11 protein-coding genes are annotated in these 12,466 nt (G+C 60.4%); 4 read left to right on the top strand and 7 right to left on the bottom strand.

The features are described from left to right. Positions 1-28: 28 nt before the first annotated feature. Both QSJ95_RS16525 and QSJ95_RS16530 read right to left on the bottom strand, forming a co-directional pair. On the bottom strand, positions 29-1,573 hold the full coding sequence (locus QSJ95_RS16525; protein ID WP_285643818.1) for an acyl-CoA synthetase: 1,545 nt from the start codon (positions 1,571-1,573) through the stop codon (positions 29-31). Between the two features lie 71 nt (positions 1,574-1,644). After that, a complete protein-coding gene (locus QSJ95_RS16530) occupies positions 1,645-3,171 on the bottom strand; it encodes an aldehyde dehydrogenase family protein (protein ID WP_285643819.1) in 1,527 nt (508 codons plus the stop codon). A gap of 60 nt (positions 3,172-3,231) precedes the next feature. Between QSJ95_RS16530 and QSJ95_RS16535 the strand changes: the two genes are divergently transcribed. Next, a complete protein-coding gene (locus tag QSJ95_RS16535; RefSeq protein ID WP_285643821.1) occupies positions 3,232-4,383 on the top strand; it encodes an acyl-CoA dehydrogenase family protein in 1,152 nt (383 codons plus the stop codon). 50 nt (positions 4,384-4,433) lie between these two features. Here QSJ95_RS16535 and QSJ95_RS16540 read toward each other — a convergent pair whose 3' ends face one another. Beyond that, positions 4,434-5,036 (bottom strand): TetR/AcrR family transcriptional regulator, encoded by a 603-nt coding sequence (locus QSJ95_RS16540; RefSeq protein WP_285643823.1) that lies wholly within the window; start codon positions 5,034-5,036, stop codon positions 4,434-4,436. Between the two features lie 279 nt (positions 5,037-5,315). Here QSJ95_RS16540 and QSJ95_RS16545 point away from each other — a divergent pair, with 279 nt between their 5' ends. The 3 genes from QSJ95_RS16545 to QSJ95_RS33010 are packed head-to-tail and all read left to right on the top strand — an operon-like array spanning position 5,316 to position 7,173. After that, positions 5,316-6,590 (top strand): aromatic ring-hydroxylating oxygenase subunit alpha, encoded by a 1,275-nt coding sequence (locus QSJ95_RS16545; protein WP_285643825.1) that lies wholly within the window; start codon positions 5,316-5,318, stop codon positions 6,588-6,590. Then, the gene (locus QSJ95_RS16550; RefSeq protein ID WP_285643826.1) at positions 6,590-7,081 is read left to right on the top strand and encodes an aromatic-ring-hydroxylating dioxygenase subunit beta; all 492 of its coding nucleotides are present in this window, start codon (positions 6,590-6,592) and stop codon (positions 7,079-7,081) included. Before QSJ95_RS16545 ends, QSJ95_RS16550 begins: the two co-directional genes overlap by 1 nt. Further along, positions 7,006-7,173: a DUF4224 domain-containing protein gene (locus tag QSJ95_RS33010; RefSeq protein WP_479725282.1), complete on the top strand. Its 168-nt coding sequence runs from the start codon at positions 7,006-7,008 to the stop codon at positions 7,171-7,173. Before QSJ95_RS16550 ends, QSJ95_RS33010 begins: the two co-directional genes overlap by 76 nt. Here the strand turns inward: QSJ95_RS33010 and QSJ95_RS16555 are convergent. The 4 genes from QSJ95_RS16555 to QSJ95_RS16570 all read right to left on the bottom strand — a co-directional run bounded on the left by QSJ95_RS16555 (position 7,115) and on the right by QSJ95_RS16570 (position 12,460). Continuing rightward, a complete protein-coding gene (locus QSJ95_RS16555; RefSeq protein ID WP_285643828.1) occupies positions 7,115-10,168 on the bottom strand; it encodes an efflux RND transporter permease subunit in 3,054 nt (1,017 codons plus the stop codon). The genes QSJ95_RS33010 and QSJ95_RS16555 overlap by 59 nt on opposite strands. Next, on the bottom strand, positions 10,165-11,211 hold the full coding sequence (locus QSJ95_RS16560) for an efflux RND transporter periplasmic adaptor subunit (RefSeq protein ID WP_285643830.1): 1,047 nt from the start codon (positions 11,209-11,211) through the stop codon (positions 10,165-10,167). The genes QSJ95_RS16555 and QSJ95_RS16560 overlap by 4 nt, the downstream gene beginning before the upstream one ends. A 109-nt stretch (positions 11,212-11,320) precedes the next feature. Next, positions 11,321-12,091 (bottom strand): hypothetical protein, encoded by a 771-nt coding sequence (locus QSJ95_RS16565; protein ID WP_275629455.1) that lies wholly within the window; start codon positions 12,089-12,091, stop codon positions 11,321-11,323. 48 nt (positions 12,092-12,139) lie between these two features. Next, complete coding sequence (locus tag QSJ95_RS16570) at positions 12,140-12,460, bottom strand: 2Fe-2S iron-sulfur cluster-binding protein (protein WP_285643834.1); 321 nt, start codon at positions 12,458-12,460, stop codon at positions 12,140-12,142. Positions 12,461-12,466 lie beyond the last annotated feature (6 nt).

Below are 12,466 nucleotides of genomic sequence, written 5' to 3' on the forward strand. Positions count from 1 at the left end.
GATATTTCACGGCCTGGCGAGCATCATCCTAAGCCAGGCGAGCCCGATATTCGTCGCGTAACAACCGTTTGAGCAATTTTCCGTTGGGCTCCCGCGGCAGGCTATCGACAAAGTCAATGGCGCGCGGGCACTTGATCGGGGACAACTGTTCACGACAGAACGCAACCAATTCCTCCCGCAGAGCGTCGGAAGCCTCTACACCGGGCTCAAGCTGAACGACAGCACGGACTTCCTCTCCCAGGTCGCTGTGCGGCGTACCGATTACCGCTACGTCGAACACCTTGGGATGAGTGGCCAGGACATTCTCGGTTTCCTGCGGGTAAACATTGACGCCGCCGGAAATGATCATGTTGTTCTTGCGGTCAGTGAGGAACAGGAAGCCATCCTCATCCACGTGCCCGATATCACCGACAGTGGCCCAGCCCTTGTCGTTGTACGCTTCACGAGTTTTTTCCGGAGCTTTGTGATAACTGAAGCGAGGGCCATTGGCAAAATACACCAGCCCATCCTGACCGGGGGGCAGCTCCCGACCATCCTCATCGAGAATATGCAGCTCGCCGAGCACCGCACGGCCTACCGTACCCGGGCGCTCCAGCCAGGTCTTGCTGTCTACCATGGTGGAGCCGATGGTCTCGGTACAGGAATAGAACTCGATAAGGATAGGGCCCCACCAGCGGATCATTTCCAGCTTGGTCGGTACCGCACAGGGCGCGCCCGCATGCACGGCGACTTTCTGACTGGACAGGTCATAGCGCTCGCGTACCTCCCGGGGAAGCGCGAGCATGCGATGGAACATGGTCGGCACCCATTGCGAATGCGAGACACGATAGCGCTCCACAGCTTTGAGCGCACCTTCCGCATCGAAGCGCTCGGCCAGTACGAGAGTACCGCCCAGGCTGGTCATGCCCTGCCCCCACTTCATCGGCGCGGCGTGGTAGTACGGGGATGGCGAGAAGTATACCGACTCGAGCCCTACGCCGAAGCCGCGCTGCATCAGACCGGCAATCACCCCGGTACTGCCCAGCGGGAGCCCGCTGAGCACCGGTTTGACCCCCTTCGGCCGGCCAGTGGTTCCTGACGAATAGAGCATCTCGCTGCCCTCTACCGCATCACGGATCGGACTACCGTCGAACGCCGAGAGCGCATCGTCGAACAGCTTGATCCCAGCGACCGGATCGAGGCTATAGATCTGAGGCGGACTGGGAAGTGCACGGACCGCCTCGATGACTGCTGGGGCGGTCTTGGCACTGACTACCAGGACTTGGGCCTCGCAGTCCTCCACTATGTAGGCCGCCTCGGCACCGGTAAGGCGCGTGCTAATGAAGGTGTAGTAGAGTCCCGCGTAGTGCGCCCCCCATTGCACGGCAGGGCATTCCAGCCGGTTCTCCAGGCAGTAGGCGACATGGTCCCCTGGCTTGAGGCCGAGCCATTGATAGAGACGGCCAAGGCGATTGGCGAAGGTATCCAGCGCGCCGTAGCTCAGCACATCTCCCGTCTCGGCCATGATGACGGCAGGCTTTTCGGGCGAGTGTGCGGCATGCGCACCGGGGTACAGAAGGGGCTTTTCACTCATAGGGGTGGCCTCTTGGACGTTAGCTCTGTTTTTTGTGACGGCACAGGTAATTGCGCTAGCTCATGAGGTGCTCAAAGACGCTTTAGCATCCAGCCGAGAATCCTGGCTAGCCGGGGGGTATAGGGCGGGAAAAACAGACGAGCGAGCATGACTCGCGTTCTGACGATGGCACGTTCGTGAGAGAAGGCACGAATGCCCCATTCGCCGTGGTAACTGCCGATCCCGGAATTATTGACGCCACCGAAGGGCAAATTGTGGTGCAGGAAATGCGCCGCCACATGGTTCACGCAAGTACCACCAGCGCTGGTTCGGGCAATCAGCGCATCGATAGCGCTCTCCTCCCGGGACCAGATATACAGTGCCAGGGGCTTGGGCGCAGCGTTGATCCGTGCGATCACCTCATCCAAGTGTTGGAAGGGCAGGATCGGTAGTAGCGGACCAAAGATCTCCTCCCGCATGATGCGTGCATCGTCGGGCAGATTGTCCAACAGAGTCGGCGAGACGAAGTGCGCCTCAACATCCACTACACCGCCATAAAGGACGCGTGCACCTCGACTGCGCGCATCATCCATGAGGGCGGCAACCCGCTGGGTATGACGGGCGTTGATGACCCGCGACAGAGGTGCCGCCTTGGCCGCAGCGCCCTCCCCGTACCAGGCATCGAGATTGGCCCGCAGGCACTCCACGAAGCGCTCACGTACGGCCTCATGCACATAAATGTGGTCCGGCGCGATGCATGTCTGACCGCTGTTGATGAACTTGCCCCAAGCAATGGTCTTGGCCGCCAGTTCGACGTCCGCGCTACGATCGACCACCACCGGTGACTTACCCCCCAGCTCGAGCGTGACGCTGGTCAGATGCTTAGCCGCCGCACCCATGACCAGCTTGCCGATCTCCGGTGAGCCGGTGAAGAAGCTATGGTCGAACGGCAGCGCCAGCAGGGCTTCGGCGACGCTGGCGTCCCCCTCGAAGATGGCCACCTCAGACTCGTCGAATACCGCCCGGACGATCTTCACCAATACCGCCGACAGCTTCGGCGCGATCTCCGAGGTCTTGATCATCACCGTGTTGCCACAAGCGATGGCCGGTACCAGTGGTCCCAATGTGAGAGTCAGCGGATAGTTCCATGGAGCGATGATGAGGCAGCGCCCCCGCGGCTCGTAGCGAACCCAGGCCGAGGTCCCCAGCATCATCATCGACGGTCTGACCTTGCGTGGCTTCAACCACTTGCGCAGACGGCGACAGCAATCGGATATATCCATGAGCACCGGCATCAGCTCGGTGAAGTCGACCTCCACTGGCGGGCGCTGGAAATCCTGGGCAGCGGCTTCGATGACCATGTCGCGGTGCGCGAGGATAACCTCGCGCAGACGCCTGAGCTTGGCGATACGCTCACCGACGGTCGAGCCCCGCAGGCGCAGCGCTGCTTCGCGCTGCGCCTCGAATACCCGCCGGATATCCTCCGCCAACTGTGGCGTCAAAGCCCCCGGGATAGTGAAAGAAGTCTCGACAACAGACATGGCACGCCTCTCTGGCCATTTGAGTTCTTCCATCATCGCTTGCACGCCGCCAATGGAAATCGTCGTAAACGACGACACTGCCTCAATGACTCCCCGCCTAGCATTCGGCCATCGGCCCATACATGCACGGATATCCCAATGATCGACGGCTACCAACCACGCTGGATGAATGAAGAGCTTCTGGCATTGCAAGACATGGCACAGCGCTTCACCGCTGAGGAGGTCACCCCCCACCAGGAACGCTGGCACACTCAGGGCGCGACTGACCGGGAAGTGTGGCTGAAGGCCGGAGCGGCGGGCATCCTGCTGCCAGACATTAGTTCAGACTACGGCGGCTCGGACGGAACATTCGCCCATGAAGCCGTTCTCGCTCACCAGTTGTGCCTGAGTGGCGACACCAGTTGGCGCTGCGGAAAACAGATCCATGTGATCGCCGCGCACTATATCGAGCGCTACGGAACCGAAGAGCAGAAGCTTCAGTATCTGCCGAAACTCGCCAGCGGCGAGTACATCGCCGGCATGGGCATGACCGAACCAGGTGGCGGCACCGACCTACAGAACATGCGCACCCGTGCCATCAAGCAGGGCGACCACTACTTGATCAACGGTGCCAAGACTTTCATCACCAACGGCTCCACCGCCGACATCCTGGTGCTGGCAGCCAAAACCGATCCGAAGCAGAAAGCCAAGGGCGTCTCGCTGTTCATCTTCGAAACCCGCACCTCCGGCTTCCGTGTCGGCCAACGGCTGAAAAAGATCGGCCTGCATGGTTCCGATACTTGCGAACTGTTCTTCGAGGACTGCCTCGTTCCGGAAAGCGCCCTCCTCGGTGGCGCCGAAGGACGGGGCTTCTATCAGATGATGCAGGACCTGACTTACGAGCGGACTCTCACTGGGGTGAACTGTGCCGCTGTCATGCAGCACGCCTACGAGGTCACCCGCGATTATGCCAATGATCGCCACATGTTCGACAAACGCCTGATCGACTTGCAACACGTGCGTTTCGAACTGGCCGAAGTGAAGACCGCCGCCACGGTCGCGCGAATCTTCGCCGACTTCGCCATCGAGCGCTATCTGGACGGTTCCATCTCTACCGATATCGCCTCGATGAGCAAATGGTGGATCAGCGAACAGCAGTGCGAAGTGGTTAACCGTTGTCTGCAACTGTTCGGCGGCCACGGCTACATGCTGGAGTACCCCATCGCCCGCATGTACGTCGATGCCCGCATCGAGCCGATCTACGCCGGCGCCAATGAAATCCTCAAGGAACTGATCGGCCGAGCACTCTGACTCCCAAAGCACAGGGCCGCGGCAAGCGGCCCTGTGTCCGTGCCCCCAACTCAGTGCCATTCGGTGCCCTCGAACCCCCGCAGAAACAGCTGCGAAATCCGCGCCGCCAGCTCCTCCGGTGACACCGTACCGTCCCTTTCATACCAAGTGAATGTCCAGATCACCATGCCGAACAGCAGCATGGCATAGGGAACTCGTACCTGCGCCGGCTTCATCAGACCGGGGTTGACTTCCTCCAACAAGCCAACCAACAGCCCCACCAAACGATTCTCCATTGCCCGAACCTCTTGGCGCTTGTCCTCAGGCAGGAAGTTAACGTCGTTGAGCAGTACCAACTGCTCGCTTCGCGAAGAGACTCCTTGCTCGACGAAAGCTGCGACGAACCGGGCAAAACGGGCACTGGCAGGCAATGGCTCGGCGATCGCCTCGGTGAGCGTCTCATACATTGACTCGACGTATCTCATAGCGATCGCGAACAGTACTTCTTCCTTGCTGGTGAAATAGTGATACAGCCGGGATTTCGAAGCACCACAAGCCTGCGCGATATCGATCATGGTGGCGCTGCCGAAGCCTTTTCGGGCGAACAGATAGGCCGCGCGCTCGAGAATCAGGCGTTTCTTCTCATCGTAATCATCAGCACGTACTCGGCTCATGGCACTGGCAAGCTCCTGTCACTGGACTGATCGCACCTGGCGATCCTGCACTCAGTCCGCATCCTATTGATCCTGTTCGGCTTTTGCCAGGGCATCAGCCCGTCCGGCATGCATCTCACTGTTCTCTACCGTGTAAAAAATTGACCTAAATCAATAGGATGGTGAACAGCCATTTAATAGACCGTCCAGACGGTTTATTTTTAAAGCACTTGGCTCCGGCCAGGCTGCCGCTCCTGATGAGAGCGAACTAACAAGAGTCAATTCCGAGGTAGAAAAGAGATGCAAGATCACCAGACCTCGCCCGTGCCGCAATGCCCGGATCTCCAATCGCTGATACAGATCGACAAGGTGCACGGCTCGATCTACACCGACCCGCAGATCTATGCCCAGGAGCTACGCCAGATTTGGCAACGCACATGGGTCTATGTCGGCCACGAAAGCGAGATTCCCGAGCCGAACGACTTCATCATGAAATCCATCGGCCCCGAGCCGATCCTGATGACACGCGATCGCGACGGGCAGATCCACCTGCTACATAATCGCTGCCCGCATCGTGGCAACAGAGTCTGTGACGAGCACCGGGGAAACGCTCGCACCTTCACCTGCAACTACCATGGTTGGAGCTTTGGTAACGACGGCAACCTGCGCGGTTACCCCTTCCCCTCCGGCTACCCGGACGACAAGCGCAAGGAACTGGGCCTGGGCAAAGTGCCTCGGGTAGCCAGCTACCGAGGCTTCGTCTTCGGCTCCCTGGCTGAGGATGGCCCCTCGCTAGAGGAACACCTGGGCGGCGCCAGGGCGGCACTGGACAATCTCTGCGACACCTCCCCCGAAGGCGAGGTGGAAATCACCGCCGGCTTCCTCCAGCACAAGGTAATGGCCAACTGGAAGTTCGTGCTGGAGAACGAGACCGATGGTTACCACCCAGCCTTCACCCACGCCTCGATCTTCGAAGTGGCAGACAGCCAGATCGGCTCGCTGTACGTGGACGGCTCCACCGCCGTGACCCGTTATTTCGGCAACGGCCACGCCGAGGTCGACCTGCGCCCCGAGTTCCGCAAGCGAGACGAGCCCATGAGCTGGTTCGGTACCAGCGCCGAGCGGCTGCCCGATTACACAGCCAGGATGCAGGCCGCCTATGGTGCGGAGAGAGCACGGCAGATCATGATCGACGGCACGCCGCACATCATGATTTTCCCCAACCTGTTCATCGCCGAAATCCAGATGTTCGTCATCCAACCGCTGTCGGTCGATGAGACCGTGCAGCACGTCACCGCTCTGCAGTTCAAGGGCGCGCCCGACCTGAACCGGCGGCTGCGCCAGCAGACCATGGGCTCGGTGGGGCCGGCCGGCTTCCTGCTCGCCGACGATGCAGAGATGTACGAGCGCTCTCACGCCGGGGTACAGGACAAGAGCCCGGAATGGGTGTACCTGGGCCGCGGCACGCACCGCGAACGGACTGATGAGAATGGCTACAAGATCGGCGAAGTCACTGACGAGGTGCCCTCCCGGGGTATGTGGCAGTACTACCGCGCACTGATGGAGGCCGTGTGATGCAGGACACTATCCAACGACTCGCCCAATTGCACGACATCAGCCAGTTCCTCTATCAAGAAGCGCGCCTGCAGGACGAGCACCGCTTCGCCGAATGGGAAGCCCTATGGACCGATGATGCCATCTACTGGGTGCCAGCCAATGGCGAGGCTCCCGATCCGGAACGGGAGATGTCGATCATCTACGACAATCGCTCACGCATCGCCCTGCGCATCCGCCAGTTCTTCACTGGCAAGCGCTTCAGTCAGATCCCCCGCTCACGCCTGCGTCGTGTGATCGCCAACATCGAGTTGCTCGGAGAGAACGCCGAAGGTATCCGCGTTGGTGCCAACATGCTGCTGTTCGAATCGGGACGCCGGGGCGACTCGATCTGGGCCGCCCGTAACGAGTACTTGCTGCGCCAGGAGCAGGGGCAATGGCGCATGGCCTACAAGAAGGTCGCCCTGGTCAACAACGAAAGTGCCTTGTTGACCATGGCCTTCCTCATCTGACCTGCAGGAACGGACGGCCCAGGGCCGTCCGTTTCACTTCGCTTCGATTCGGAACCACATCGCATAGAGCGACGGTACCAACAGCAGGGTAATCAAGGTGCCCAGTGCAACACCACCGATCAGAACGAAGGCGAGCGGCCCCCAATAGGCGTCGTGGGTGAGTGGAATGAACGCTAGTACCGCCGCGATAGCGGTCAGCACCACGGGTCTAGCTCGTTGCACCGCCGCCTCCACAACTGCCTCACGCGCCACCATGCCGATCCGCAGATTGTCATTCACCTGCTGGGTGAGGATCAGCGTATTGCGCATGACGATGCCCGCCAGTCCCGTCAGCCCGAGCAATGCGACGAAACCGAACGGCTGGTGGAACACCAGCAACGCCAGAACCGCGCCGACAAGTCCCAGCGGTGCGGTAATTACGACCATGAAGGTGCCGGAGAACGAACGCATTTGCAGCATGATGAGTACCAACATGCTGAGGAGCATCAGTGGCTGCAGCTTCTGGATAGACCGGTTGGCCCGTTGCGAGGCCTCGACAGTACCAGCCACCTGCAACTCGTAGCCTGGCGGCAGCTCAGCGCGAAGTGGGGCTAGGCGTTTCCACAGCGCATCGCTCACGTCATTGGCCTGCGCTCCCGCCACGTCGGCCTGAATAGCCAAAGCTCGCTGGCGCATGAAGCGTCGGATTACTGGTTCTTCGAAGCGCACCTCGAAGTGACCGAGTTGCCCCAGGGGCAGCTTTCGGTTGTCCGCAGTGGTTATCTCGACCTGTGCCAAACGATCGACTTCGAAGCGACCAGGCGGCCGCTTCATGCGCGCCACTACATCGACCGTACGGACATCCTCACGCAGCCGGGTTACGTTCACTCCGTCCAGCTGAAACTGCAGTGCCTGTGCCACTGCCTGAGGTGTCAGCCCGAAGCGGCGCAGACGCTCGCTGTCCATCGCCAGATGCAACACAGGCACCCGCTCCTCCCATTCCAAATGTGGGTCGACCAGATTCGGTTGGCTGGCCATGAGCGTCTGGATACGACGACCGAAGTCGCGCAGCACCTGCGGGTCTGTTCCCAGTAGACGGAACTCCACCGGCCATGTCACCGGCGGACCATATTGCAAGCCAATGACCCGGACGCGCGCTTCGGGAAAACGACCTTCAGCCGCGGCCTGATTAATTCGAGCAATGACACGGTCACGGGCTTCGGCATCCTGGGCGACGGCAATTACCCGAGCGAATGCCGGATCGGGCATTTCCGGATTGGCGGCAATGTAAAAGCGCGGCGCCCCGGCCCCGATATAGGAGGAAAAGGTCCGTACATCCGCCATCGGAGCCAGCAATGTCTCCAATCGCCGCACCACCTGATCAGTAGCCTCGATACCACTGCCCCGAGGCAGATAGACACTGATCATCACTTCCGGTCGGTCCGACACGGGGAAGAACTGCTTTTGCACCCACAGCACCATCGCCACAGCCGACAGGACCAGAAGCCCGGCGGTAACAACGATCACCAGCCTGCGCCGATGTACGCACCAGGCCACCGTACCACGCAAGAGACGATACCCAGGGGTGTGGTAGGTTTGACCATGTCCGCCGGTTGCCGGTGAAGCATCAGGCAACAACGCGACACCTAGATAAGGTACGAAGATCACCGCCACCAGCCAGGAAGCAATCAGTGCGATGAGAAGAACCCAGAACAGGTTACCGGCATATTCGCCAACCGAAGAGTGGGCGAAACCGATGGGCAGGAATCCTGCAACCGTGACCAAAGTACCGACCAACATAGGCGCGGCGGTCAAACTCCACGCCTGAGCCGCAGCCTGAAGCCGTGGATAGCCGGCCTCCATTTTTACCAGCATCATCTCCACAGCGATGATGGCATCGTCGACCAGCAAACCCAGAGCGATGATCAGCGCTCCCAGGGTGATACGGTCCAAGTTGATGCCCTTGGCCAGCATCGCCACGAAAGCGATACACAGTGTCAGCGGAACCGCGATCCCCACTATCAGCCCTGCCCGCCAACCGATGGCCAGAATGCTGACCGCGACCACCACTAATAACGCAATCACGAACTTGATCTGGAATAGATTGACCGCCCCCGCTACTTGCTCAGCCTGGTTGCTCAGGATGCGCAGCTCCATTCCCAGGGGCAGGGCCTGGCGCTGCGCTGTAATGAAAGCGCCGAGCTGGCGACCCAATTCCAGGCCATTGGCGCCGTCGGCCATGACCAAGCCGAGCAACAGTGCGTCCTGCCCCTTGGAGCGGACAAGGTAACTCGGCGGATCCTCATAGCCACGGCGGATGCTGGCGATATCTGCCAGCCGCACTAGGCGCCCGCCAACGCTCAAGGGAACCGCAGCCAGGCTCTCGAGATCGGCAAGATCGGCATCCAAACGCAAGTACAGGCTCGGTCCGCGTGTTTCCAGACGGCCAGCCGGCAACAACCGGTTGTTGGCGTCGATGGCGGCAAACACCGCTTCCGGCGATAGTCCAAGATTACTCAGGCGAGCGTTGTCGAACTCGATGAATACCCGTTCCTGCCGCTCGCCGAGGATCTGCGCCTTACGCACTCCGGGTAGACGCTGCAGCGCGTCGCGTAGCGTTTCAGCGTTGCGACTCAGCTCGTGCAGCGGCATGCCTGGTGCGCTCAGGGCGATCAGGCTGAAATACACATCGCCAAAATCGTCATTGACGAGTGGCCCGACCACTCCAGCCGGCAGGGTAGCAGCCTCCTCCTCCATGCGCTTTCGTACCTGGTACTGCAGGGCCTGGATCTGCTCGCGAGTGGTATAGTCCTCGAACTCGACCTGGATGTACGCCTGTCCCTGCAGGATAGTGGTTTCAATGCGATAGAGATCGCTGACCTCCTGGATGCGTTTCTCCAGGCGATCAACCACCTGATTCTGCAATTCCTCGGGGGTTGCCCCTGGCCAGCGCACCGTGACGATTATCGCCCGCACCGTGAACGCCGGATCCTCGGCACGCCCCAACTCGAGAAAAGCATATGACCCGGCTCCCAAGGCCAGTATCAACAGGAACAAGGTTACTGCGCGCTCGCGAACGGCCAAGGCCGACAGGTTCGGAAAATTCATCGCGGCAGTTCCCGCACCTGCATGTTCTCGTTCAGCAAGTGAACTCCCAAGGCAATAAGGCGATCGCCCACACGCAGCGCCCCACTGACTCTTGCCCGCTCGTCGTCGATCTGCAGGACGCTGACCGGTACGGAATGAACCTGGCCCCCGCCGTACAACCAGACTCTTGCCCCCTGACCGCGCTCACTCAAAGCTGACAAGGGAATGCTGAAGCTTTCCGTGCTCGCCGAAGCTCTGTGGAAGCGGGTACGCACGACGCTGCCCAGCGCCAACTGCGTAGCTGGCCCAACGAAAGCATAACGTACCCGCAGCGTGCCACTGGCAGCATCGACGGCGCCGGCCCGCTCTCGCAGCGTCAAGGGTCGCGGACCTTCGGCCAGGAGAATCTCGCCACTATCGGGTGGTACCAGGTTCTCGGGAAAGTGCACCTCCACCTCGGGCTGCCCCGCCTGTGCCAGGACTGCGATGGCTTGGCCAGCACTCACCACCTGGCCTACCTCGCCACTGACCTCCAGCAGAACACCCGCCGCGGGAGCGCGCAGTTGGCCATAGTCGAAGGCATTGCGCGCTTGATTGAGCAGGGCGCGTGCCGCATCCCGACGCCCGCGGGCCTGGTGTGCAGCGTCCTCGACCGCCTGCAGGGCCTGAAGACTGATGAATTGCCGAGCCTGCAACCGACGACTGCGGACCAGTTCGGCTTCGCTCGCGTCCAGCCCCGATTCGGCCGCCGACAAGGTCGCTTCGGCCGCTCGCAATGCTTGCTGCAAATCGCGCCGATCAAGCTCGAACAACACCTCCCCGGCAGCGACTCGCGCCCCGGCATCGACCTTGCGTGCCAGTATCCGTCCAGATACCTGAAATGCCAGCGGAGACTCGACGCGGGCACGCACCACGCCTGATAACCCGAGCACGGCATCGGAATCAGGAAGCACCTGTTCCGTCTTGACGAACGGCACGACGCTGGCCGAAGCGGGTGCCTGGGAGTTCCCACAGCCCTCCAGGACCAGCATCATCGCGCCACAGAGAAACAGAGGAACACGCATGATCGTGGCTCCTGAGCACAAAGAGATAGAGGTACGGCGGATGAAAAGGCTGGCGGGGCGCTATTGACCATGCAGAGCTTCTGCAGGTCGTCAGCAACCCGGCCACTCATTAGCGGGCAGGTATATCGGCCAGTCGCAACAGAGCCCAGACCACCAGCACGGATAGCGCGACAGTCGCCAGGGTGCCCAGGTACAACAGGGCTGCGGGAAGGTTGGCGGTATCGGTCCCCAGTAGGTTGTACATCGGCCAGGCCGCTCCAGAGTGCCCCATGAACGCGCCCGAGGGCATCAGAGCCACCAGCAACCATTGACGCGCGCCGGTGAACAACGGAAACAGCCGATAAACCAGGATGAAGGGCACCAGAACCGCAGCGGTATTGGCGAATATCCACCAGATCGGCATCAGACCGATCTTCGGAAGTTGTTGGCCATAGTAGATCCACACTCCGAAATACAGCGGAATCTGCTCTACCAATGCCGCGCCAAGTACTACGCTGGCGAATACTCCCCAGACGAAACGGCGATTCAGCGATTGCCGCTTGAGCATCGAATAACACAGCAACGGCGTACCAGCGAAATACCAGAGATAACCAATCAACACAGCCCAAGGCACCGGGTGCCCATTGGTAGTCAGGAGGTTGAACTGGCCGATCTGTGGATGCAGAGCGTTGCCCAGCAGATCGACGACAGGCTCCAAATAAACGGTCAAGGCTGCGCCGAGGAGCATCAGAAGTGGCAACGCTGACCGCTCACGCCAAGCCAAATAGCAGGCCAGCAGTACAAATACCGCAGCCCCCACGGCGTAGATCAGCGTTGTCCACAATTGAGCGGCAGCAGGCATGACCAGTCCTACGGGAGGCTGGGTGTAAAGTTCGAGCATTGGGGAAGCCTCGTCTTTGTTGTTTTTGTCAGTTGTATGCGTTCGCGCTCAGCCCTGGGTTTCAGGGATCCGTAGGACAAGCCCGTCCCACTCATCGCGCATTTTCAGCTGGCAGCTCAGCCGACTACGCTCATCCACTGCCACCGCTCCCTCCAGCATGAAACTCTCATCGCTGCTGCGCAGAGGTAGGCGTTCCTGCCAATCCGGCTCCACATAAACATGGCAAGTGGCGCAACTGCAGGCTCCACCACATTCGCCATCGATGCCAGGCACCATGTTGTCCACCGCTACCTGCATCAGTGACCGTCCGGGCGCGGCTTCGATAGTGTGCCGAACATCCGCGCTATCGATAAAAATGACTTTGGGCATAACACG

This window comes from Pseudomonas sp. NBRC 100443, assembly GCF_030268185.1.
Taxonomy (GTDB): domain Bacteria; phylum Pseudomonadota; class Gammaproteobacteria; order Pseudomonadales; family Pseudomonadaceae; genus Pseudomonas; species Pseudomonas citronellolis.